The sequence below is a fragment of the Paenibacillus sp. J22R56 genome (genome assembly GCF_056269375.1).
Map to the genome: position 1 here is coordinate 306,241 of NZ_JBWDNV010000010.1, position 23,496 is coordinate 329,736.

Consider the following 23,496-nt stretch of genomic DNA (forward strand, 5'->3'; position numbering starts at 1 on the left):
ATTCACTAGTTCGGTTGCTGGTTTGTACTCCCATTCACCTCTTTTAGATATACCACAAATTGGAATTTACAGATAAGTTCACGTTTTCATATTAAAGGAAAATACTGATCTATATTTCAGAAAATGTGATATTATTTAATGAAATAACATCAGGAATTCGAGGTGGATACTGTCCCATAACAAGCTATTCCACAGACTCTGCAATTTCGATAAGTACGTATTGAAAATTGAATGTAGAATAACTTACTTGAGATTATAGAGAATCTCCGTTTCAAGCTTTGATTCATCCTCATTCCAATGTCCGTATATCTCCAATATCGGAGCCTCATGGTGTTCTCCTAGAGCTTTTATAGTCGATTGTATGCTCCTATACGTTTTGTCTAATTCACTATATGGTCCGATGTGCTTACAATAAGCATATTTTTGAAAAATAACATCCCTCGTTACCAATAATGAATCTCCTACAGGCGGAGAGATCAGCTCGATTCCAGCAAATATAATGTGATCAATATCATAAACTACATGATTTATTCCTGTATGAGAGAGTTCTTTGTTTTTTACTTCCTTCCAAACCTGGTCCAGCAATTCGAAAATCGTTTCACTATACGCTTTTTTTTGATCATGAAGTTTAGAAACGCCGAACAGTGTAAAAGTTTTACTTTGATTTATAATGACTGTCTCCATTTTCAGCTCCCCTTCTCCCGTTTATTTGGTAGCTTTAACGAATACTTCTTCTTTATTCTGCTCCTCTTTCCTCTAACATTACATTAAATTGTTATTATTGCGTTCGGTTTTCGAGGCTCCGATGGCTCCTATTCTATTAATATAAGCCATCGCTAGGGCTCGATCTTCTAACGCTTACTCGGATTGTCGGATGAGCGCGATTGGTATATTCTTGTATTAATGTATACGATACGCATGCAATTTCATGAGGAGGCCCTATCCATTGAAAATAAAAGTGCTGATCGCGGATGATAATTCGTTTATCCGTGAAGGAATGAAGATAATCCTCACCACGTTCGATGAGTTCGAGGTGGTCGCCACCGTCAGCGATGGAGCGGAGGCGGTAGATTATTGCCGCTCGCACGAAGTTGACGTCGCCCTTCTCGACGTGCGAATGCCGAACATGAACGGCGTCGAGGCAACCCGTCTCCTGACAGAGCAGACGAAGGCTAAGCCGCTGATCCTTACCACGTTCGACGACGACGAATACATTCTTGAGGCGGTGCGGTCGGGCGCCAGAGGGTACCTCCTCAAGAACAACGACCCCGAGAGAATCCGGGACGCCATAAAGAGCGTATATAACGACCATCATGTTCTCCAAGACGTCGTCCTGAATACGATCAAATCCAATCTGATGACGGGCACGCAATTGCAACCTCAGACCGGCCGCGAGCAGCATAACGGTCATGCCGCCGCTTTCGATCCGGTTCAACCCGCTCCCGCTCCATCCTCCGGATCGGATCGAATTGACCGCAGCCTGTTCACAGAACGGGAACTCGAAATCATGGCGCAGATCGCTAAAGGGCTCTCTAACAGGGAAATCTCGAAGAAGTTGTTCATCTCCGAAGGCACGACCGCTAATTATATCACGTCGATCCTGAACAAGACGGGACTTGAACATAGGACGCAGATCGCGATCTATTACTTGACAGGTGAAGTCAAGCATTCAGAAGATTAGGGAGTCGCAACATGGAATTTTGGATCATTGGCAACAAGGCTGTATTGCTTTTCTATGTTATCTTTCTCTCTTATTCGGTCGTGCGCGGAGTGTCTCCCTTGGAGATACTAGCCTATTTGTCCTATTTATGCGTGAACATATCCATTCCGATTCTGAGAAAGCAAAAACGGTTTCAGCTGCTGGTATCGGTCGCTTCGGCCGTACTGGTCGCTCTGTTCGCCTATCGTCTAAATACGATTTTTATCCTTCTGCTGTCCGTCAATCTCTACGAGATTGTGTTACTGTCGGGAGGAAGGAACCGCTTCGCCCTGCTGCTTGGACTTGTGCCGCTGTTCCTCATTCCTGACGATGAGATACTAGTCTATCTTCTCGCAACCTCTTTAAGCTTTCTACTCTACTATGGCATGCGGGTTTATACGGAGAAACTCGAGAAGATCGGCGAGGAGAAGGAGGCGTTACGCCTCGATCTACAGCGTTTGAAGCAATCTCTTAGCATGAACGAGGAGTATATTCGCCAATCCAAGTACACAATCAAGCTGGAGGAGCGCAATCGGCTGTCGCAGCAGATTCACGACGAAGTCGGCCACGCGATGGCCGGGGCGCTCATCCAGATGGAAGCGTCAAGGCGACTGCTCGACTTGAATCCGGATAAAGCCTCCGAGCTTCTCGGCAACGCGATCGCGATCTCCAGGGAAGGGTTAGAGCAGATCCGCCTTACTCTTAAAGATATGAAGCCCCGGTCAGAGGAGCTTGGCATCCATCGGCTTCGGCTGTTCGCGGACGAGTTGTCCGCCAATCACTCGGTGAACTCGACCGTCACGCATGCGGGAGATCTGGATGTGATCACGCCTCTTCAGTGGAAGATCATCCATGAGAACGCGAAGGAGGCGGTCACCAATTCGCTGAAGTACGGAGGGGCGACCGCCATCGAGTTCGAGATTCGCGTGCTGAACCGCATGATCCAGTCTGTCGTCGCCGACAACGGCAGAGGTGTGGACAAAATCGTCAAAGGGCTGGGTATCGTCGGCATGGAGGAGAGAGCCGCATCCGCGGGAGGCACCGTCATCGTCGATGGTGCCAAAGGCTTCCGCGTGACCACTCTCCTGCCCCTTCAGAAGGGCGGATGAAAGAACTCATGCTTCGAACATGAAATTTCTCATATACAAAGGATGAACTTATGCACTGACATGAGGTCATCCTTTTTTATTAGAATAAAGCTATAAACATTAACGAAAACGGAGTGATACGGATGAACGTATTAGAAATCCGCAACCTGACCAAAAAATTCGGCGACTTCATTGCCGTCGACAACATGAATCTTAGCATTAGCGAAGGAGAGATCTTCGGTTTCCTCGGAGCGAATGGCGCGGGCAAGAGTACGACGATCAACATGATTTCCTCGCTGCTGCGGATCACGAAGGGGGATATCCAGGTTCTCGGCAGAGACATTGTGAAGGAGAACAAATTCGCCAAAATGAACATCGGCATCGTACCGCAGGATCTCGCGATCTACGAAGAGATGACCGCCTACGAGAATGTGAGCTTCTTCGCCGGACTGTACGGTCTCCGCGGCTCGCTGCTGAAGGACCGCACGGAGGAGGCGCTGGAGTTCGTCGGTCTCGGCGACAAGCACAAAGCTCTGCCGAAGAGTTTCTCCGGCGGCATGAAACGGCGCCTGAACATCGCCTGCGCCATCGCCCACCACCCGAAGTTAATCATCATGGATGAACCAACCGTAGGTATAGATCCTCAGTCGCGCAACTACATTCTGAACTCGGTCAAGAAGCTGAATCAGATGGGCTGCTCGGTCATCTATACGAGCCACTATATGGAAGAGGTCGAAGAGATCTGTACCCGAATCGCAATCGTCGACCACGGCAAGATCATCGCTGAGGGCACGAAGGAGCAGCTCAAGTCGATCATTACCGATACGAAGGAGACTTGGATCGGCGTGAAGAACGCTGAGCGTCTTGATCTGGATGCACTGAAGGGAATCACCGGCGTCAATTCCGTTCAGTTAGAAGAACAGATGGTCAAGATTGTGTCAAGAGGTGAGATCAACAATCTCAATTGGGTTATCCAACAGTTGATTCGCGATCAAGTCGAGATCAGCTCGGTCGAAGAGCAAGCCCCTAATCTGGAGACGGTGTTCCTGACCTTAACAGGCCGGAAACTGCGCGACTAAGGAGGACGAGGAACGTGAACGTGCTAAACATTACGTTATTCGAAATCAAGAAGAGCTTGCGGGATAAGCGCACCCTGCTCTTTATGCTTGCTTTTCCGATCGTACTTATTCTGATTCTAGGAACAGCGCTAACAAATGCCTTCCATAACGGTATTGAAATCGGAGATATGAAGCTGCTTGTTAAAAATACCGCACAGAATCAGCAGTTGCAAAGCTATTGGAACGGCTTCGCTCAAGCGATCGGCAAAGAAGGCGTCGAATTAACGCCCGCTGTGAACGGCATCGATGGCAAGGAAGCCGTTCAGGATAATCAATTTACAGCGTACGCGGAGATCGACGATAATGGCATTCACTTCTACGGAAGCAGCCGTGAGACAATCTCGAGCAATATCATCCAAGGCATGCTAACTTCGTTCGCCGACAAGTACAGCTTGGCCGCGGCAGCAGTAAGAAACGATCCTGAAGTGGCGCAGACCATCATCGCGGGATCGACATCTGCCAGTTCGTTCGTCCAGGAGTCCTCGCTCGATCCTGACCGTAAACCGGACTCCATCGATTATTACGCGATCGCAGAATCAACAATGATTGCCTTCTATGCCTGCATGTCGGCTAGCTGGCTCATTCGCGGCGAAGTAAAGCGGAAGACGGCGCTCCGACTGGTCGCCGCCCCCATCGGGAAGCTGGAGATCTTCGCGGGTAAGGTGATCGCTAGCACCATCATCAACTTCCTGTGCATTCTCGCGGTCGTCCTGTTCAGCAAATACGCGTTCAACGCCAACTGGGGCCATCACCTCGGCTTTGTGTTCCTCCTGCTGTTCACGGAAGTTCTGCTGGCAGTCAGCTTCGGCCTAGGCATCGCCTTCCTATTTAAAGGCGATGCCGTCAACGCCGTCATGATGATTTTCGTTCAAGTGGCATCTATGATCGGCGGCGCCTACTTCCCTGTCGACGAGGCATCCGGCGTCTTCGGCGGAATCGCGAAAATCTCGCCTCTTCGCTGGGCGAATGAAGCGTTGATGAACTTGATCTATAACGACGACTTGTATGCTGTATTCCCGGTCATCGGGCTTAATACCGCGATAGCGGCAGCGTTCCTCGTATTCGTCGCCATTACAATGCGCAAACGGGAGGCATTCTGACATGACTAACATTCTTTGGATTGCTCGCAGGCTGCTCCAGTCGACCTTCCGCAAGAAATCGAGCTGGATCGTATACTTCGGATTGCCAATCGCCGCCATCCTGCTCTCCATGCTGATCTACGGAAGCTCCAGCGGCGGCAGCCTTCACGTCGGCGTCCTCAACAAAGACGGCGACAAGACCTTGACGCAAGATACGATTCATTTTGTAGAAGGGCTGAACCACGTGAAAATCACGATGACGGATGAAGCATCTATGAACAAGGACATCGCTTCCGGCAAGCTGGACAGCGGCCTTATCTTCGAGGAAGGATTCGCGGACAGCGTTCAGAACGGTCATCCGACCCATCTGCGCCTCGTTTCCGCCAAAGGAGCGGAAGTGACTTCTTATGTGAAGGCACTTCTTGACGGCTACCTCGGTAATGTCGCCGCTATTGGCCAAGCGACGAAGGACGACGGGGATGCGTTCGACGCCATCTATGCGGATTACAAAAAGTCCAGCTTCAAGTTCGACACCGAGTCGCTTAAGGACACGGCGAAGTTTAAGGATATGACGTATCAATCGATCGGCTTCCTGTTGATGTTCCTCCTTACATCTGCAGTCAACATGTGCGGGCTTATTCTTAAAGAGAGAGAAGACCGCACCTTCCTTCGTCTGCTCTCGTCACCACTGTCGGCCCGGGGATTCGTGCTTGCGAACGTGCTCGTTACCTTCATCATTCAGGTGCTGCAGATCGTCATTACGCTGTTGATCTTGAAGTATGCCTTCGGCATCGATTCCGGCATTCCGTTCGGAGATATGCTCGGCACGCTCCTCCTGTTCTCGCTCGTTGCCATCAGTCTCGCCCTGCTGCTCACCGCGTTCTCGAAGAACAGCACAGGCGCCAGCGCTCTGCAGACGCTGATCATTACACCGACCTGCCTGCTTGCCGGCTGCTTCTTCCCATCTGAGATTATGCCGGATACCGTTAAAAAAATCTCGAGTTTTCTCCCGCAGCACTGGCTTCTCGATACGATTACGAAGCTGCAGGACGGCCAAGCGATCGGAAGTCTCGGGCTCAACTTGGCCATTCTCGTCGCCTTCGCTGCCGTGTTCACGCTGGTCGCCATATACCGCTTCAGCCGCAACAATGATGTAAGGCAGTTTATCTAAGCTTGCAAAAGCGTCCTCTCCCACTCAGGAGAGGGCGCTTTTGCAGCGTTCTTATCATTTAGTGCTACACGAATTGAATTCGGGAGGAAGCCAAAAAAAATTATAAACGCTACTGACATACTGTTGTCAGTAGTGTTTCTTTATAATCGGAGTAAGTAACCGTAAAGGAGTATGAGATAAATGCGATGTGTTTTGGCCCAAAATGATAGGATACGGTATTGTATCATTGATTATAGGAAGGATGGTATCTCGTGAATTTTGCTTCTGTACGCATCATTACTGACGACGTGGATCGTCTAGTTAAGTTCTATGAGAAAGTCTTGGGTGTTCCGGCGGAGCGCCCCGCGCCCGTCTTTGCCGAACTCGTAGTGCCATCGTGCACCCTGGCGATCGGCCACTCCCAGACGGTGCAGCTGTTCGGCGCTGGTTCCGCAGTAGCGGCCGACAATCACACTGTCATCATCGAGTTCCGCGTCCACGATGTCGATGCCGAATATGAGCGCTTGAAGCCGTTTGTCGATGAGTGGGTAAAAGAACCAACCACGATGCCGTGGGGAAACCGTGCTATGCTGTTTCGCGATCCCGACGGCAACCTGGTTAACCTCTTCGCCCCGGTGACCGAGGAAGCGATCAAACGTTTCAGCGGTAGGCAGTAACGGAGAGTTGAAGTGAGTGAGGCAAACTTTCGTGGTTAGTAATTTTACTGACCGCTTCATAGAAAGAGGCCAGAGACCATAGCAACGAGCTTTGGTCTCTTCACCGTTAGCTCAATGAAGCGGCGCCAGTTGCTGCTGCAACATACCAACTGCAATGCAAGGAAGACGTTCGCTTGCTTTCTCCGAACCGCCATGCCATCATCAAGAAAAGAAGTATTGGCAACGTAATGAAAGGGCAGGGAGTTTCACATGATTCATTTCAATTCGGATACTTATCAAGTCGTATACGCGGGAGAACGCGTTCATCTCCTGCCCAAGGAGTTCGTGCTCTTCCAATTTCTATACGAGCATGCCGGACGCTCTTTCACCCGGGAGGCTTTGCTTGATGCCATATGGCCGATGGAAGCCCCGACCGACCGGACCGTGGACGACCACATCTACCGCATTCGGAGAAAATTGGCAGGATGGAACCATCTGTTCCGCGTGGAGACCGTCCGCGGTCAGGGTTACAAGCTCGTGCGCCGCGCTCCCGAGTCGAAAGATAATCCGTTATACTTTAACGAAGAGTTCGCGTTTGACGTGAAGCGTTTGTTTTCCAGGTATCACGGCCTTGGCATGGGAGCAGCCATGCAACTGCTGGCGGAGAACCGTGAGGTTTTAAGCCTGCCGGGTGACCCTTATAATGACGCCTATCTCCGTTTTATTCGCGGTGATTTCGAATGGCTCCTAACAGTGGACCGCATTTCCCTTTGGCAGAAGCTGACGTATGCCGTATATATCCACTCCGTCATTCAACCGGAGCCCGCAGCTACGCTCCCTTACTTCGTAAAGCTTCTTGCCAAGGCCGACACACTGGAATGGCGATATGACTTGCAGCTAAGCCTCGTTCACCTCTATACGGAAGCCGGCAGGCCGGATAATGCTCGTAATGTTCTCGAAGCGATCCGGCAGGAGATTGAAGAGCTCAACTCCCCTAGCTTCAAGGCGGTCTTTCTGCTGCAGGAGACTTATCTGGCAATATGGACGGGGAAACTAGAGACTGCGAACGCCAAGCTACGCGAATGCGACGAGCTCCTGATAAGTCATCCAATCAAGCGCGAGCGGGGAGCTTATCACGTGGCCATGGCAATGCTCCTATACCGGCAAGGCGATATTCCCGCCGCGAGACTTATTTTGGATGAAGGGTTGGAGACGCTCCGCCATACGGAATTCCTCCCCCATCTGCTCTTTAGCTTAAATACAATGCTGCGATTTCTCTCCAACCACGAGTGCGACGAAACTTATCGGTTAGCCTATCAACGGCAGCGGGACCAGCTTGCTGTCCGTTACCGCTTCGAAGAGCTGCTGCCTCGAACGGAGCATTTGCTTATAAAGCATCTCTGATCATTCTCTGACATTTCCCTGCTACGATTGGATCATAATGATTTCAATCAGGGGGTTTGCCGCTTCCGATGTTAAGAAAAAATCGCTCGTTCGCAAAAATGTTCGCCGCCTACGGCCTCTCGGCTTTCGGCGATTATTTCGACTTTATGGCAGTCACGATTCTTCTCGGCTTCATGTGGAAGGCAGATGCGATGACGATCGCGCTGCTGCCGCTTTGTTTTGCCGTGCCTGGCATTGCATTCAGCCAGTTGGCAGGCATTTTGGCGGATCGCTGGAACAAACGGAACCTGATGATCGCCACCGATCTCCTGCGCTCGGGATTAACCATCATGCTCATCTTCGCCCCTAACGCGGGATTACTGCTCGGCTTGATCGCAATCCGATCGACCGCCCGCGTCTTCCACTATCCCGCACAACAATCGATGACTCGGGCAGTTGTTGCGCAGGATCTGCTCTTGCAAGCAACCTCTCTTAACGGAGCCGTCTTCCAGCTGTCCAAAATAATAGGGCCTTTGCTTGGTGCCTCCGTGGCGACTACATTCACCCCCTCCGTCAGTATGGCGGTGAATGCGGGCTGCTACGTCGTGTCCGCCTTCCTGCTCCTGCTTGTCCCCGCCGCCGATGGGCGCATACCAGCCGCTGCTTTCGCAATCAAGGAGAAGGGGGGACTGCGTGGCGAATGGCGTGAAGGATGGCGCCTTCTCTGGCACAGCCGCATCTTGCGCATGAGTCTTCTATTCAGCTTGATTGGGCTGGCTGGCATCCAAATGATTGATGCCCAATTCGCCGTCCTCTTCCGCGAGATTGCCCCAGAACAACCCGAGTTGATGGGTTGGCTCGTGACCGCGATCGGGGCTGGCGGACTCGCGAGCGTAACTTGGCTTCGCCGGTACCAAGAGCTTACGGCGTACGGACTGCTTCTCGGAGGAGGCGTGGGACTGATCGGCCTGATGTTCGCGGCAGCCGGTGCTTTCCGGCAAGACAGTCCACTTTGGCTCATGCTGCTGGTATTCTTTATTGGAGGGATCGGTACTGGCCTTACCTCCTCGGGCATGAACTACATTTTGCAGAAGGAAACGCCACCCGAAGCCATAGGCCGCGTCAGCGGCATATTTGAATCCTTGACTAGCGTCATCTTCGTCATCGCTCCGCTCAGCGGCGGTGCGCTGATCGGTCTCATGGGGGTGAGCCGCACGTTCTTGATCGCCGGGCTCGCGGTTGGAATAATTGGGTTCGTTGGAATTGTGCTTCGTTGGCAACTATGGGGAAGAACGGATGCCGGGAAGCCGGAGGTTTCGCGCAACGCATAAATCGGTTTGTAATATGGCCAGATACAAACAAGCAACGGCTAGAGAATGGATGTCATGAACGTCAAAAGACCTTCATCAAGTGATGAAGGTCTTTTGACTGCTTGCCTATAATAATTCATTTATCAGCTCTTCTGCATTATTAGAATATGTACTTTGTATATAGAAACTGCTGCAAGTATAAAAAAGGGCAAATATTCCAACGCGGAAAATGTACTCCAAAATAATTAACTGTTGGTTTGCATATCCCTACCCCACGTGTTAATATTTTTATATCGACAAATTTGCAGGTCTATAAAAAAGGAGGCTCACACGCCTATGTGCCCCCGTACCAAAGAACAAAATGAGTTCATTCGCATGCAGCGCAGAGAACAGATCCTGGACGCTACTGCGCGCGCCTACTTCCGCACGGGCGGGAGCTTTGATATTCGTGATGTCGCCCGCGAGGCCGAGCTCGGTTACGGCACTGTGTACCATTACTACCCCAACCGACATTTATTAATAGAAGATGTGCTGGATAGCGGCTTCGAGCGATGCCAGCAAACCTTGGCAGAATGGGTGAACATCTATGACGGCAGCCCTGACAGGCAGCTATTGATGTATTGCACGGCGCTGCTTAAGTTGTGGCAATCGGACGCTCGTACATATCTTGTCTACAAGATGGCGTCGGAGCATTATGCAAGCTTGCCTGAGAAGGAACGGCAAGCCACCAAGAGACGATTCATGGAACGGCTGTACGTTCCGCTCCAATCGATCGCCAAGCGCGAAGACGACAGCGTCGACCATATGCTTGCAGTGCTGGTCGGCTGCTGTGGGCTGCACTACTATGCAGACACTTCCGAGCTGGACGTCGATCGAATAGCCCAGCTCGCGATGCACGCCATTACGAAGGAGCCCTGATACGAACATGATCATCTTAAAAAGCAAACATGAAATCGAGGCCATTCGCAAGGCATGCCAAGTGGTAGCCGAATGCCATCGCACGATCGCCCCGCTTATCCAACCGGGCATCTCGACGAACGAGATTGAGCGCATCTTTGAGGAGATTATTTTAAAGTACGGCGCCAAGCCTTACACGAAGGGCTACAAGGGCTATCCATATGCGACCTGTGCCTCCGTCAACGATGTGATCGCGCACGGTTTTCCTAGCGATAAGCCACTTGAGGAAGGCGATATCGTGACGATCGATACGGTTGCAGAACTCGACGGCTGGCTCGGCGATTCGGCCTGGAGCTATGCGGTCGGAAATATCTCGCCGACGGCCGAGAAGCTGATGCGCGTAACGAAGGAATGCCTTGACCTGAGCATCGCGCAGGCACAGCCCGGCAATCGGCTTGGCGACGTGACGAGCGTGATCCAGCGGCATGCCGAATCGAATGACTTCGGCGTTGTGCGCGACCTTCTCGCGCATGGTATCGGACGTGACCTGCACGAGGATCCGAACTATATACATATCGGCAAGCCCGGCAAAGGCCTTCGAATCAAGGAGGGCATGGTGTTCACGATCGAGCCTATGATCACCGAAGGAACCTACTTCATGACAATCGATGCAGATGGCTGGACTGCACGGACGCTGGACCGCAAGCTAGCTGCCCAATACGAGCATACGATCGCTATCACCGCTGAAGGTCCACAGATCCTGACCGCACAATAGTATAAGTGGAAGTCGACCAACGGGATGGTCGACTTCTTTACATGTATTCGGCCGCATCTTTCTTCATTCGATATATGTGTTTACCGTTTATAATACAGCTCATCGGAATTTGCTTATCTTTCTGATAATGGCTGTGCTTGGAGATGGAGCCGATCTGTTGGTGGATGGAGGGGAGGCCTTTTGCCACTGCTCACGAAGCTGTTGTGTTTTCTTGTTCCATGCTTCCGTCTCCGGGATGAGATGGCTCGCATCATAGCCATTAAACACGATCTCGTTGATCATATTTACCCAATTATAATCGGAAAATCCGGGTATCGTTGCGCCTGGCAGAACGAGTCCGTTATCTTTGGTCATTTTAACGGCTTCAATATTCCGACCCTGCCAGATCGGTGCTTTATCGATATAGTCAGTCAGCTCAGGATCAATAACGGAGGCGTTGGCCCCTTCGTCAATCTTCCATTTTTGCGCTTCAAGCTCGAATTGAAAGCTTATCCATTTGTACGCTTCCTCTTTATGCTTTGAGCCGCTGAGCAGAGCAAGTGGTCCATAGATATGGAACGAATACTGGTTCAACTGCCCCCGGGGGAAGGGCAGAATATCCCAATTGAACTTCGCCTCCCGCTGCAGGCGGGGCAGCAGCCAGTCTCCTCCTATCTCGAAGGCTGTCTTTCCGTTCATGAAATTTTTAACGAGATCACCTTCTTGAGCAGATCTGTACCAGGAGAGCATAGAGCCGTCCTTCGTGACGAACTCCGTCAACCAACGCACATCATCCAGTACAGCTGGTGTATCCAGCAGGCTCTTCGTCATAGCTTCGTTCATATAAGCCAGATTTGGAACATGTCCGTCGGCAGCAGCTTTCAGCGGAAGGAGGCGCATCACGAACTCATTGCTGGTAGTAAGGCCATATTCGCCTGCCGCTGGATCGGTTACTTGCTTCGCTATATAACGGAAATCATCAAAGCTCCACGTATTAGACGGCATCTGTACGCCATGCTTCGCAAGCAGATCCTTATTAACGACGATCCACATTGGCACGTCCACGAACGGGACAGCGAGTCTGCGGCCATGGAAATTCATCGTATCAAAATAACCGTCCGGCAGCACTTTGTCCTGGAAGGACTCATCTTTATCCATGTATGGCTTTAAATTAGCCAGCATCCCTTTCTGTTCATAGGCAAGCAGATCCCCGGCAATCCAGGTCAAGTCAGCAGGTGTTCCCGCTTTCTCCAGCTCCTCAATCTTGGCCATAATATTCGAATCATTCGCCTGTACCATAATTGGTTCGATGGTAATCCAGGGATACCGCTCATGGAATATATCATAGAGCTGTTGATACCGGTCATCTGCCCAAGTAAGCAGCCTTAGCTTAACAGGCGCAGGTTCCTGGATTTTGTCAGACGGTTTAGGCGTATAGCTGGAGCAAGAGACAAGAACCAGAACAAGTGTCAGGAGTAAACTTCCAACAACCCTATGTTTGTTTTTCATTTGATACTCCTCCTTAAATGAATTGCCACACAAAAGGTAGGGCATCTACCGTTTGTGGTGATTCATACTTCGAAAGCATGTCTCCTTTGGGTATTACTCTTAACTCATTGTTGGATGGAATCCAGCTCTTGCCCTTCCTTAAGCACCGGATGCCTTAACGTAATTCTGGTTCCAATCTCCGGACCCGTTACGATCTTGAGCTTATAAGCCTCGCCAAAATACAGCTTCAGCCGGTCGTTCACATTGCGCAGCCCCACTCCTCTTCGCGACTGCGAGAACTTGCTGCCTGCCTGATCTTCCTCCTGTTCGAGCTGATCAAGCACCTGCTGCGGAATTCCTTTTCCATTATCGGCAATATCAATAACAATATCGTCATCCTCTTGCCTTGAGGCAATCATTATTTTCCCTTTATCAAAATTATCCCTTACACTATGCTGAATTGCATTCTCTACTAAAGGCTGCAGCAGAAGCCGCAGGAACGGCAGATCAAGCGTTGCATCGTCGCAGGAGTACAGGATGCGGATCGTTTCCCCCATCCTTGCCTGTTCAATAGCCACATATGCTTTCACCTGATCAAACTCCCGACGAAGCGTCGTAATCTCTTTCCCTTGATTGAGACTGAGGCGAAGTAGATTGCCAAGCGCCGATACCATTTCGCTTATATCGCTCCTACCGTGATTTTCCGCCTTCCACCGGATCGACTCCAATGTATTGTATAGAAAATGTGGATTAATCTGATGGCTCAGCACCTGGAATTCCAGTACCTTCTTGTTTCGTTCCGAACGTGCCGCATCTTTAATCAACCCATCAATTCGCTGCACCATGCTTCCAACACCCCGGTACAGCCAACCTACTTCATCATTGCGGGATGACCATGGCGATAAATACTGAAGATTATCCGATTCGAGCCTGCGCATCAACCGGACCAAATGAGCGATAGGCTGCGTGTAAGTAACGGTGAGATAGATCACAACACTTATACAGCAGATCAAATAGACGATAAGAAAAATAATAAGAACCTTATTAATCTCATCAATCGTACCCGTCAGTTCATTAAGCGGCGTCAGGCTGACGATTGTCCAGGGATGATTAGCCATCGTCACATAAGTTGCCAGATAGGTATGCCCGCTAATGGTGATCGACTTGGAACCGGCATCGCTTGTTTTCATAAACGAAACAAAAGAATCGGAAGGAAACGGCTGCCCGGTCCATTCATTGACAGCGGAATCGTAATGGACGATTCCCTTCTCGTTCACAAGCAGCAGCTTCTGATCCTTTAATTGATCTGAAGGGGAGAAATAGCGCACTAGGAAATCATCGGACAAGTCGGTCGCAATAAGACCCCGCAGCTTGGAATCATATATTCCAGAGAACCGTTTCACATAAGTAAGCAGCGGCTTCGCATATCTCCCCTGCTTTGGCATGGTCAAATACCAGATCGGCTCCACCGTTGCCCTCGAGCGTTGAAACCAGTATTGATCGCCGACACGGACCGATTCATCAATCGATCTCATATACGAAGGATACTTCGTTGGATTGATTGGATACACCTTCACCCGGAAAGCATCGATGACTGGTGTCGTATGAATGAGCGTCGTCAGCATATTCACCGTAAACGATTCTTCTTCCGAATTATCAATCGGTTCCTTGTACAGCAGATCTTGAACGCTTTTATTGCCAATTACCTCATTCACCTGCTCATTGAGATTGTTCAGGTAAATTTCAAAATTCTTCTTAGCCTGCTGCAAATAACTCATCGTCATTTTCGCATTCGCATCGGATATCCCCTCAATTGATTTGATATGGGAATAGTAGGCAAATAGTAGAAATGGAACAATGATGATGAGCAGAAATATAAAGATCATACGATTGCGGAAGGAGGATGCCAGCCGGAACGATATTTTTCTCACCTAATAAACCTGCCTTTCATGTAAAGAAAAAGCGATAAAAATGAACATTAAAGTTTACTTATGCCTCATTGTAAGTGAATGCCCTATTCTTTACACTTGTTGCATAATGACTAACCTTCTATGAAAAGAGGAACCATCATGCCATCATCTAAGCGTATTGTACATGTTATCTCTCACACTCACTGGGACCGGGAATGGTATATGCCGTATGAAGCCCATCACGTCAAGCTGATCGAAACGATGGATACGCTGCTGAATACTTTCGAAGCAGATCCTGAATTCCGTAGCTTCTATCTGGACGGGCAAACGATTGTATTGGACGATTATTTACAGGTGTATCCAGAGAAACGGGACCAGATCCAGAAGCTCTGCGATGAGGGCAAGCTCTCCCTAGGCCCTTGGTATATCCTGCAGGACGAATTTTTGACGAGCAGTGAAGCAAATGTACGTAATTTACAGATCGGACACCGAGATGCTGCCAAGTTTGGTCCAATCTCGAAGCTGGGTTACTTCCCCGATTCGTTTGGCAATATGGGACAAGCGGCACAGCTCCTGAAGCAGGCAGGCATTGATACAGCCGTCTTCGGAAGAGGAGTTAAGGCGACCGGCTTCAACAACCGGGTTGATGACTCGGGACTAGAGTCGCCTTACTCCGAGCTGATCTGGCAGTCACCGGATGGCTCTAGTGTGCTTGGTATCCTGTTTGCCAACTGGTACAACAATGGTATGGAGATTCCCGTTGATCCGGCTCTAGCAAAGCCTTACTGGAAGCATCGTCTGGCACGGGCAGAGCAGTTTGCTTCCACCCCGCATCTGCTCTTGATGAACGGCTGCGACCATCAGCCCATCCAGACGAACCTGTCCGAGGCGCTTCGCACGGCAAGAGAGCTGTTCCCGGATTACGAGTTTATCCATTCCAATTTCGATGATTATGTCCGTGCTGTGAAAGCCGAGCTTCCGAATACGCTTAGCGTAACGCGAGGTGAACTCAGAGGTCAGCAGACCGATGGCTGGTATTCTCTTGTTAACACCGCTTCTGCACGTGTCTATATCAAGCAGCTTAATCAGCAGAACCAAACGCTGCTGGAAAAGGTGACCGAACCTCTAGCCGCCGCTGCACACAGCCTTGGCAAGCCTTATCCGCATGGACTGCTGCAATATGCCTGGAAGACACTGATGCAGAATCATCCGCATGACAGTATTTGCGGCTGCAGTGTCGACGAGGTGTACGATGAGATGAAGACACGTTTTGCCAAAAGCATGGAGGTTGGCAAACGGCTGACTGAAGAAAGCGTCAGATTCATCAGCTCTAAGATCGATACATCCTCCTTCGCTTCGCTTAGTGAAGAGGCTGTTCCGGTCGTTGTCTTTAACACCAGCGGTTACGAAGGCTCATCCGTCATTTCCGTTGAGATTGAATATTCCCATCGCTTCTTTGATCAAAGTGAGGATCCAGTTGCCATTGCTGCCGCCGTAAAAGAACGTTCGCATGCTGAAGGATATCTGGTTAATGCCGCTGGTAACCAAATCGCTCATACGGCAGAAGATTTAGGTGTACGCTTCGGCTATGAGCTGCCAGGCGATAAGTTCCGCCAGCCTTATATGGCGTGTGCACTACGACTAACCTTTGAAGCAGCTAACTTGCCTCAGCTCGGCTATCAGACCTTTGCCTGGATTCCGGATGGAGGCGCTCACAACAAGCCAGCCGCAGAATCTCTGATCAGCAGCAGCCGGACATTAGAGAACGGTCATCTGAAGCTGACCGTTGAGGACGATGGAAGCTACTCCATCCATCATAAGGCAAGCGGTCAAACGTACACCGGACTTGGGCTTTACGAGAATGTAGGCGATATCGGCAATGAATATATTTTCAAACAGCCTGTAGGCGATAAAGCCATTACAACCAAAGGGCTCAAAGCGGCCATTCGAATCGTAGAAGACACGCCATACCGGGCAGCGATTGAAATCACTCATTCCTTTGCTATTCCAGCAAGCGCGGATGAGCGGTTAGCCCAAGAGATTAACACGATGGTCGAGTTCCGCCAGCGGAAGGCTGGACGATCAAACGAGCTTGCTCCACTTGTTATTGTCACTAGGCTCAGCCTTGAGCGTGATGGCAAAGGCGTAGGTGTTCATGCACAGATCGATAATCAATCAAAGGATCACCGCGTTCGCGTATGGCTGCCATCCGATACTGAAGCTTCCACACATTTTGCAGACTCTATCTTTGAAGTGGCTGAGCGCCAGACTGTTCCATCATCCGTTTGGGAGAACCCTAGCAACTGCCAGCATTTGCAAACCTTCATTGATGTTCACGATGCCAATAGAGGGCTGACGGTTGCCGGCAAAGGCCTTAACGAATACGAAGTGATGCTTGATGGCAGAAATACCATTGCCCTTACACTGCTTCGATCAGTCGGCGAGCTTGGCGATTGGGGGGTATTCCATACACCTGATGCGCAGTGCCTGGGCATCAATGAAGCCGAATGGATGATCATCCCTTATGGCGGTGAGAACGAACGGTTCAACGCTTACCGCGAAGCTTACCGTTTCCCGGTGCCAATTACCTCAAGAAGTATGGGATTACAACAAGGTGAGCTTCCACTGAGCGACCATTTTCTCACTTGGAACGGTGACGGCCTTGCATTCTCCAGTCTGAAAATCAATGAAGATCGCGGTGATCTGATGGCACGCTGGTATAATCTTTCGGGTGAATCAACCCAGCTTACTGTTCAGCCAAAATCCGCAGCAGCGAGTTATGAGAGCAACATAATGGAAGACGCTAGTGATGAAACTGTGGGCAGCAGTCTTCCAGTAGACGGCTTCAAAATTGTAACGATTGGTATCAAATCTTTATAATAAGCAACAAAAAAGGCAGTTCCAAAGGTAAAGCTATTCACCTTGGATACTGCCTTTTTATACCTTACTCGTCCATAATGCCCCGTTGTCTACGGTATTCTTTTGGCGTACAGCCAACCTGCTTCTTGAACAGCTTTGAGAAATGGACAGGGTCCTTATAGCCGACCTGGAATGAGATTTGATATACCTTGAACTGGATATCACCAAGCATTTCCTTTGCTTTCTCGATCCGGATATCGGTCAAATATTCGAGGAAGGTCTGCCGTTTGTCTTTCTTAAAAAGTTTGCTTAGCCATACTGGCGTGACATGAACTGCATTTGCTACACTTTGCAGCGTTAAGCTTTCCGCATAATCACGCTGCAGAATTTTTTCTGCTTCGCATATAATCTGGCTTGGTGTAGACGAGAGACTGCGGAAATCTGCAGCAATTTCCTTCAGGCATTTTTCTGCCTGCTCCCTAAGCGATTGAAGAGTATCATATCGTTCAAGCTGCTCCCATAACGCGATTGGATTACTGATCCACTTTTTATTAGGAACGCCCGCAGCGGATGCTTTCTTGAAAATCTCAAACAGCCACTCGAAGATATTCTGCTGAATATCCCGCAGCTGTGTGAGCTGCCACCCCTGAACCATTAACTCAAACCGGTCCAAGGCCGCTGAAATATCTTCATCCGAGCCAAATTTGACCAGATCCAGTACTTCTTCCGGCTCCGCAAGCGTTAGATCAGCGTTGTCTCCCTCTTCAAAGCTTCCTTGCAGCGTAAATACCCGATTGCCGCCATACACCGCCTTTTGCTCCAGCACAGCAAGCGCCTCGGTATACATATCATGCAATTGCTCGAAGGTACCCGGATTCGTCCGTAGTCCCGCGCTCGCTTTCACTTTGACAAAATCATTGATGCGCTTAATGCACAAATACGCGATGCCGCTCGTCAGCTCCAATTGATCCGTACGCATGCAACTGAGCAGAATGACCCAACGGTTCCCGCTATCCATACATAAAGCGTACGGATAAGGATAATCCTCTTCTAATGTCTGGTTCACCACATTGCCGATACCAAACAGAATGAGGTCTTTTTCCTGAGCCCGGCGGTTCTCGATTGCCTTCAAATCATCGGCTTCAATAACCATCAGCGTCATGTGCTGACTGATCATCCACTCCAGATTCAAGGTTGTCAATCGGTGGCGCCTTCTTGTTTCCTTATAGGGATCATGCTCCTGCTCTACCATTTCCCGAAGCAGCTCTTCGCGCATCTTAGGAATTGCGAATTTGACCTGATTCATCAGCATCTGCTCATTATGCTGTTCAAGCTGTTTCCTTTTAATATTATCAAGCGCTTTACGTATCATTTGCTCCAGTTCACTGATATTGATTGGTTTAAGAATATAATCGAGGGCACCGGTTTTCATCGCCTGCTTCACGAGTTCGAAATCATCGTAGCCACTTACTACAATCGCCTCCGGATGATAATCCGTAAGCTGCTGCAAGGCACTTAGAAACTCAAGCCCGGACATCCGGTTCATCTTAATATCCGTTACAATCAAATCCGGACGTACATCCTGCGCAAGCATAAGTGCAGTATCGCCGTCATCGGCAACCAGTACCTCATCAATGCCAAAAGAAGCCCAAGGAAAGCGGTTACGTAAACCTTCGCGGATCTCGAATTCATCATCCACAATTAAAGCTCGCAGCATCCACTCACCATCCCCATTATACAAATCATAACCTGTCTTGTTGTGTTAGCCTACCTCCATACTAAACGACTCTATTTTGGATTGCACGGGGGTAAAACAAAACTTTATGGGGTTGTATTAAATTGTTGGCGGATAGATGCTGCATGGCCAAAGTACATTAGGGTAAAAGGAACTAACCAATCACGAGAAACGGCTCCAATTCTTTGAAAAGCTTTTTGTAGTTCACATCATCCGGTACAACAAGTGTCAACGGTTCACTTAGCTTAAGCACGAACAAACCAAGAATCGACTTCGCATCAGCCATCCCGCTTTTGCCATGAATCCAAATATCAAAGTCATATCTGGAGACGATATGGTTGATTTGTTCAATATCTTTCACGTCTTTTACTTTGATTGGTACGATCATCACGAACTGCCCCTTCCAGCATCCAACTTTTTCTTATTAGTTGTGTGCGGATAGACATTGCTTTATGCGTACAGGCATAACATGTATTGGACAGGTAAGTGAAGGGAGAGGGCTGACATGGCTTGGCGTGATCTCATACCAAACGATGCAAAGAACACCATTGATAAGTTAATTGATCGCAAGAAAAAATTGGATACTTATAAATCAAGAGCGGCAGCATGCGCATTGCTTTGCTTATTTTGTTTTCTAATGTTTGCCGTTGTCTACTATAAAAACATTGCCTCCATTAACGGCAGCTATATCAGCTTCTTTGAAGGCATCCTGAACAGCTCTTTCCTTATCTTCCTGATCGCCGTGTTTATCGTCAGCTTTGTCTATCTGTATGTGCTGGCCAAGGAGATCGATAAAGCGAAGAAAAAGTATGAGACACTGCGGATGGAGACGATTGATAAGTTCGATACCACGTGGCTGAAAAGTATCAGCTTCGAAACTAGAAACCAGATCTCCCTAGAGATGACCGATTACGATATTAATATTGATTTTAAAGGTTAGATACAATCTAATTTCTCATCAAGATCAAATGAATAACGATAAAATCCCCCAAGGGCATTGCGCAGTTCCCGATAAACGCGATCAAATAAGCGCCATATTCGTTGCAACTCAGATTGCCATCTTCGGTCAATAGCCGGGAGGTTAAATGAAATTCTTCCCAACTCTTCATCTATCTCAAACAGGACATTCTCTGCCACTTTATGAAGTGATTTAACCTCCTCCTGCTTTTCGCCCGACATTTGAGCGTAGAAGATATTTTGGATAAGGTAGGGTAGGGTTCGAATTGCTGAAGCAAGGGAACAGAAGGAAGTAATATCGTACCGAAAATCATGGATCCAATAGCGAAGAAAATCATTAGAGGCTTCAACAAAATGCTGGGTTGCCGAAATGGCTTCATGGTAGACATGAGGAAATAGACGAGTGGACATAGAGAGGTCTCCTTTAATCGGGGAATTTGTGTTTAGCATCGGACGGGAGTACCGGGGTAATAAGGTAACTCCTATGGGAGGTTTCATCCTGAGCTTTCCATTTAAAATAATACTTCTAAGTTATCTTTTTGACAATCTTAGTTATTTGCAATGTCAGAAAGAACAGCGGACTAACTAGCTGCAATGCTAGTGTAGTCCGCTTTTTAATTGGATTACAGTTTCCCCGGTATCCCGAAGTGAGGTGTCCCATCTTCATTCCAAGAGATTGCTTGCACACGAGCATGACGGTTTGGATCCGACAGAGCACTTCCTATAAGTTCTTTGTAAGGACGGGCATGATAGACGATCAGGTCGGTAGAGCCATCTTCACTCACCGTAAAACAGTTATGTCCTGGTCCATAGTTAGCGCTCTCCTCATTTGTCTCAAATACAGGATGAGGATGCTTTGTCCACGAATTCGAATCAAGCAAGTCAGCATCATCAGCAACCTCCAGCAGTCCCATACAATATCGATGATCAGTGGCACTTGCTGAAAAGGCAACAAAAATCCGGCCATTACGCATCAGTACAGCTGGTCCTTCATTTACCCGATGACCTTGAATCTCCCAATCATATTCAGGTGTTGCTAACAGAACTTGAGGACCAGCAATCGTCCATGGGTTGACCAGTTTGGCTATGTATAAATTGCTGTCTGATTCTTTATATTGCGCCCAGATCAGATATTGATTTCCATGATGATTGAAAGTCGTAGCATCAAGCGAGAAGCTCTCGAAATCGAGTGCTATTTTGCCTTTTTCAACCCACGTGCCAGTTATCGGGTCTTCATCGCTGCACTCCAGAACATAAGGCCGAATTGCCCATTGGTCCTCAGCCGTCCCCGCCGCGAAATAGATATACCACTTGCCATCGATGTAATGAATCTCAGGCGCCCAGATATGGTTGCCCATCTCTCCGACTTCATGCTTGCGCCAGATCACCGTTTCCTCCGCATCAACAAGCCCTTCAAGCGTAGCTGCCTTCCGCAAAACAATCCGGTCATACTCGGGTACCGAGCCTGTGAAATAATAGAATCCGTCTGTATGCTTGAGCACATAGGGATCTGCGCGATTTACGATCCAAGGATTGGAATAGCTGAGTGCTTCACTTGCCATTTGTTCCCCACCTCTAACTTCTATATTTATTCTATTATAATAGATCACTTCTGTTAGAAAAAGTGAGGAAACGGCTATCTCGAACTACTTCTCTCTTGTGCTGCATTGCGGAGAAGATACCGAGGAATGGATCAAACCTATTGGACATACCATCAAGACCATCTGCCTCAACCTAGGTGAGCTCACCATTGATGGCAGGCATAACGTCATGCTTCTTCCTATTATTTTACTGAATGGTAATCTTTCTGCTGGGCTATATTAAATGAACAGCCAGAGAGCTTTGATATATAAGGCTCTCTGGCTGTTTTCACGAAATTGAAATAAGCTTCCCTACAAAAACCTCATCTTGTTGTTACACTAAAGGAAAAGACGATTCAGGTATCATGTCATTGGAAAGGTGTAATAAAGATGTGGAAACCAGACCGAACCAGTAAAACAGCATTGTACCAACAAATCGCAGAGTATATTGAGCAGCGTATTACATTAGGTGAAATGCCACCTGGAAGTATGCTGCCTTCTGAACGCAAACTAGCTGAACAATTAGGTGTAAATCGAAGCACAGTTGTCCAAGCCTATGAGAATCTTCGTTCCTCTGGAATCATTGAGAGCACAACAGGAAGCGGTACCCGCGTCTCACAATCGAAGTGGGGGACGGCTCAGATTCAAACACCGAATTGGAATCGTTATGTAGAGGGAGGGACACTTCTGCCTAACCTCCCCTTTTTAAGAAGAATAAGAGAAGGCGTTCAAAGTGGGGAACCCTTCATTAATTTCGCTAACGGAGAACTGGCTCCAGAGCTTTCACCTAATGAATGGATTAGAAATGTCATGCAGAACCAGCCATTCCATGAACCGTTAGGATATGGGGATCCGCAGGGCTATGTTCCACTTCGCAACGCTTTAGCCTCCTTTCTCCTGGAGCATCGCGGTATTAAAGCGACTGATGATTCTATATTAGTTACATCCGGATCCCAACAATCCTTATACCTTGTTACCCAATGTCTCTTAAGTCCCGGAGATGCCGTTGCTATCGAAAACCCTTCTTATAATTACTCTTTACCCATGTTTCAGTCAGCAGGCATCCGTCTATTCGGATTAACCCTTGATAAGGATGGTGTTGATCCGGAGGAAATTCGCACTTTATTTAAGCTGCACCGAATCCGAATGGTATTCTTAAATCCGAATTATCAGAACCCGACGGGAACGGTTCTAAGCACACAAAGAAGAGCAGACATACTTGCTTGCTGCGAGCAGCTTGGAATTCCGATCGTGGAGGATGATCCCTTCAGCTTAACCTCTATGGATGAAGACGTACCTCCCCCAATTAAGTCTTTGGATCGAACGGGCACTGTGTTATACATTGGATCTTTATCTAAGATTGCAGCTTCAGGTATGCGAATCGGCTGGATGGTTGCTCCTCATACCGTTCTTCAGCGCCTGGTAGACGCGCGGCAGCAGATGGATTTTGGCCTTAGCATCTTCCCGCAATGGATTGCCGCTCATCTTCTTGATTCATCGGCGTTAACTGCCCATTTGTACCGTCTGAGAGAGGCTCTGCGCAACCGTCGTAATTTAATGGCAAATGCTCTTAATCGTATGTTAAGAGATAAGATTTCGTTCGAATTGCCTGCAGGCGGATTAAATCTCTGGTGCAAAATAAATGAGGATGTCGATGACTATACGCTGCTGAGAAATGGTTTTAAGCGTGGCGTCTTGTTTGTCCCGGGCAGCGTGTATGGTTCTGAAGCAGGATTTGTTAGACTATCCTACGCCCGTCCCGCTGTAGAAGATATCGATATTGGCATCAGCAAATTCACCGAAGCTTTACATGAAACGATAACCAGATAAAAA

Annotated in this window: 20 protein-coding genes; 13 read left to right on the top strand and 7 right to left on the bottom strand. The window is 48.7% G+C overall.

The features are described 5' to 3' along the window. Positions 1-243: 243 nt before the first annotated feature. Positions 244-684 (bottom strand): GyrI-like domain-containing protein, encoded by a 441-nt coding sequence (locus AC0YNT_RS24245; RefSeq protein WP_475806914.1) that lies wholly within the window; start codon positions 682-684, stop codon positions 244-246. 262 nt (positions 685-946) lie between these two features. On the opposite strand from AC0YNT_RS24245, the gene AC0YNT_RS24250 reads away from it, so the two are divergent. From AC0YNT_RS24250 to map, 10 genes are all read left to right on the top strand, one after another. Further along, positions 947-1,681 (top strand): response regulator, encoded by a 735-nt coding sequence (locus AC0YNT_RS24250; protein ID WP_475806915.1) that lies wholly within the window; start codon positions 947-949, stop codon positions 1,679-1,681. A gap of 11 nt (positions 1,682-1,692) precedes the next feature. Beyond that, entirely contained in the window at positions 1,693-2,808 is a 1,116-nt protein-coding gene (locus AC0YNT_RS24255; RefSeq protein WP_475806916.1) for a sensor histidine kinase, read from the top strand. 122 nt (positions 2,809-2,930) lie between these two features. Continuing rightward, a complete protein-coding gene (locus AC0YNT_RS24260) occupies positions 2,931-3,866 on the top strand; it encodes an ABC transporter ATP-binding protein (RefSeq protein ID WP_475806917.1) in 936 nt (311 codons plus the stop codon). Positions 3,867-3,880: 14 nt separating this feature from the next. Then, positions 3,881-5,005: an ABC transporter permease gene (locus AC0YNT_RS24265; protein ID WP_475806918.1), complete on the top strand. Its 1,125-nt coding sequence runs from the start codon at positions 3,881-3,883 to the stop codon at positions 5,003-5,005. A gap of 1 nt (position 5,006) precedes the next feature. Beyond that, on the top strand, positions 5,007-6,155 hold the full coding sequence (locus AC0YNT_RS24270; RefSeq protein ID WP_475806919.1) for an ABC transporter permease: 1,149 nt from the start codon (positions 5,007-5,009) through the stop codon (positions 6,153-6,155). A gap of 251 nt (positions 6,156-6,406) precedes the next feature. Beyond that, positions 6,407-6,811 (top strand): VOC family protein, encoded by a 405-nt coding sequence (locus AC0YNT_RS24275; protein ID WP_167281861.1) that lies wholly within the window; start codon positions 6,407-6,409, stop codon positions 6,809-6,811. A 249-nt stretch (positions 6,812-7,060) separates the two neighbouring features. Next, the gene (locus AC0YNT_RS24280) at positions 7,061-8,194 is read left to right on the top strand and encodes a winged helix-turn-helix domain-containing protein (protein WP_475806920.1); all 1,134 of its coding nucleotides are present in this window, start codon (positions 7,061-7,063) and stop codon (positions 8,192-8,194) included. 98 nt (positions 8,195-8,292) lie between these two features. Further along, positions 8,293-9,504 carry an MFS transporter gene (locus AC0YNT_RS24285; protein WP_475806978.1) on the top strand — a complete coding sequence of 404 codons (1,212 nt, stop codon included), beginning with the start codon at positions 8,293-8,295 and terminating at the stop codon, positions 9,502-9,504. A gap of 507 nt (positions 9,505-10,011) precedes the next feature. Further along, positions 10,012-10,401, top strand: coding sequence for a hypothetical protein (locus tag AC0YNT_RS24290; RefSeq protein WP_475806921.1), 390 nt, complete (start codon positions 10,012-10,014; stop codon positions 10,399-10,401). A 7-nt stretch (positions 10,402-10,408) separates the two neighbouring features. Further along, positions 10,409-11,155, top strand: coding sequence for a type I methionyl aminopeptidase (gene map, locus AC0YNT_RS24295; protein WP_475806922.1), 747 nt, complete (start codon positions 10,409-10,411; stop codon positions 11,153-11,155). Between the two features lie 99 nt (positions 11,156-11,254). On the opposite strand, the gene AC0YNT_RS24300 is transcribed toward map, so the two are convergent. Beyond that, on the bottom strand, positions 11,255-12,643 hold the full coding sequence (locus tag AC0YNT_RS24300) for an ABC transporter substrate-binding protein (RefSeq protein ID WP_475806923.1): 1,389 nt from the start codon (positions 12,641-12,643) through the stop codon (positions 11,255-11,257). Between the two features lie 104 nt (positions 12,644-12,747). Beyond that, positions 12,748-14,553: a sensor histidine kinase gene (locus AC0YNT_RS24305; RefSeq protein ID WP_475806924.1), complete on the bottom strand. Its 1,806-nt coding sequence runs from the start codon at positions 14,551-14,553 to the stop codon at positions 12,748-12,750. A 138-nt stretch (positions 14,554-14,691) separates the two neighbouring features. On the opposite strand from AC0YNT_RS24305, the gene AC0YNT_RS24310 reads away from it, so the two are divergent. Then, entirely contained in the window at positions 14,692-17,412 is a 2,721-nt protein-coding gene (locus AC0YNT_RS24310) for an alpha-mannosidase (RefSeq protein ID WP_475806925.1), read from the top strand. A gap of 64 nt (positions 17,413-17,476) precedes the next feature. Here the strand turns inward: AC0YNT_RS24310 and AC0YNT_RS24315 are convergent, their stop codons facing one another. Further along, on the bottom strand, positions 17,477-19,108 hold the full coding sequence (locus AC0YNT_RS24315; protein ID WP_475806926.1) for a response regulator transcription factor: 1,632 nt from the start codon (positions 19,106-19,108) through the stop codon (positions 17,477-17,479). A gap of 172 nt (positions 19,109-19,280) precedes the next feature. Beyond that, positions 19,281-19,514 carry an HPr family phosphocarrier protein gene (locus AC0YNT_RS24320; protein WP_167281840.1) on the bottom strand — a complete coding sequence of 78 codons (234 nt, stop codon included), beginning with the start codon at positions 19,512-19,514 and terminating at the stop codon, positions 19,281-19,283. Between the two features lie 117 nt (positions 19,515-19,631). On the opposite strand from AC0YNT_RS24320, the gene AC0YNT_RS24325 reads away from it, so the two are divergent. Continuing rightward, a complete protein-coding gene (locus AC0YNT_RS24325) occupies positions 19,632-20,066 on the top strand; it encodes a DUF2663 family protein (RefSeq protein WP_475806927.1) in 435 nt (144 codons plus the stop codon). Here AC0YNT_RS24325 and AC0YNT_RS24330 read toward each other — a convergent pair. Together AC0YNT_RS24330 and AC0YNT_RS24335 are read right to left on the bottom strand one after the other, a co-directional pair. Beyond that, a complete protein-coding gene (locus AC0YNT_RS24330) occupies positions 20,063-20,494 on the bottom strand; it encodes a hypothetical protein (protein ID WP_475806928.1) in 432 nt (143 codons plus the stop codon). The genes AC0YNT_RS24325 and AC0YNT_RS24330 overlap by 4 nt on opposite strands. 212 nt (positions 20,495-20,706) lie before the next feature. Further along, entirely contained in the window at positions 20,707-21,645 is a 939-nt protein-coding gene (locus tag AC0YNT_RS24335) for a glycoside hydrolase family 43 protein (RefSeq protein WP_475806929.1), read from the bottom strand. Positions 21,646-22,053: 408 nt separating this feature from the next. On the opposite strand from AC0YNT_RS24335, the gene pdxR reads away from it, so the two are divergent. Then, on the top strand, positions 22,054-23,493 hold the full coding sequence (gene pdxR / locus AC0YNT_RS24340) for a MocR-like pyridoxine biosynthesis transcription factor PdxR (RefSeq protein ID WP_475806930.1): 1,440 nt from the start codon (positions 22,054-22,056) through the stop codon (positions 23,491-23,493). The last annotated feature ends 3 nt before the right edge of the window (positions 23,494-23,496 follow it).

Bases quoted from the DNA above. Each gene is read 5' to 3' on its own strand.
- AC0YNT_RS24330 (WP_475806928.1), bottom strand. From the start codon at position 20,494: ATGTCCACTCGTCTATTTCCTCATGTCTACCATGAAGCCATTTCGGCA.
- AC0YNT_RS24320 (WP_167281840.1), bottom strand. From the start codon at position 19,514: ATGATCGTACCAATCAAAGTAAAAGACGTGAAAGATATTGAACAAATC.
- map (WP_475806922.1), top strand. From the start codon at position 10,409: ATGATCATCTTAAAAAGCAAACATGAAATCGAGGCCATTCGCAAGGCA.
- AC0YNT_RS24280 (WP_475806920.1), top strand. From the start codon at position 7,061: ATGATTCATTTCAATTCGGATACTTATCAAGTCGTATACGCGGGAGAA.
- pdxR (WP_475806930.1), top strand. From the start codon at position 22,054: ATGTGGAAACCAGACCGAACCAGTAAAACAGCATTGTACCAACAAATC.
- AC0YNT_RS24245 (WP_475806914.1), bottom strand. From the start codon at position 684: ATGGAGACAGTCATTATAAATCAAAGTAAAACTTTTACACTGTTCGGC.
- AC0YNT_RS24260 (WP_475806917.1), top strand. From the start codon at position 2,931: ATGAACGTATTAGAAATCCGCAACCTGACCAAAAAATTCGGCGACTTC.
- AC0YNT_RS24310 (WP_475806925.1), top strand. From the start codon at position 14,692: ATGCCATCATCTAAGCGTATTGTACATGTTATCTCTCACACTCACTGG.
- AC0YNT_RS24315 (WP_475806926.1), bottom strand. From the start codon at position 19,108: ATGCTGCGAGCTTTAATTGTGGATGATGAATTCGAGATCCGCGAAGGT.
- AC0YNT_RS24335 (WP_475806929.1), bottom strand. From the start codon at position 21,645: ATGGCAAGTGAAGCACTCAGCTATTCCAATCCTTGGATCGTAAATCGC.
- AC0YNT_RS24270 (WP_475806919.1), top strand. From the start codon at position 5,007: ATGACTAACATTCTTTGGATTGCTCGCAGGCTGCTCCAGTCGACCTTC.
- AC0YNT_RS24325 (WP_475806927.1), top strand. From the start codon at position 19,632: ATGGCTTGGCGTGATCTCATACCAAACGATGCAAAGAACACCATTGAT.
- AC0YNT_RS24255 (WP_475806916.1), top strand. From the start codon at position 1,693: ATGGAATTTTGGATCATTGGCAACAAGGCTGTATTGCTTTTCTATGTT.
- AC0YNT_RS24285 (WP_475806978.1), top strand. From the start codon at position 8,293: ATGTTCGCCGCCTACGGCCTCTCGGCTTTCGGCGATTATTTCGACTTT.
- AC0YNT_RS24300 (WP_475806923.1), bottom strand. From the start codon at position 12,643: ATGAAAAACAAACATAGGGTTGTTGGAAGTTTACTCCTGACACTTGTT.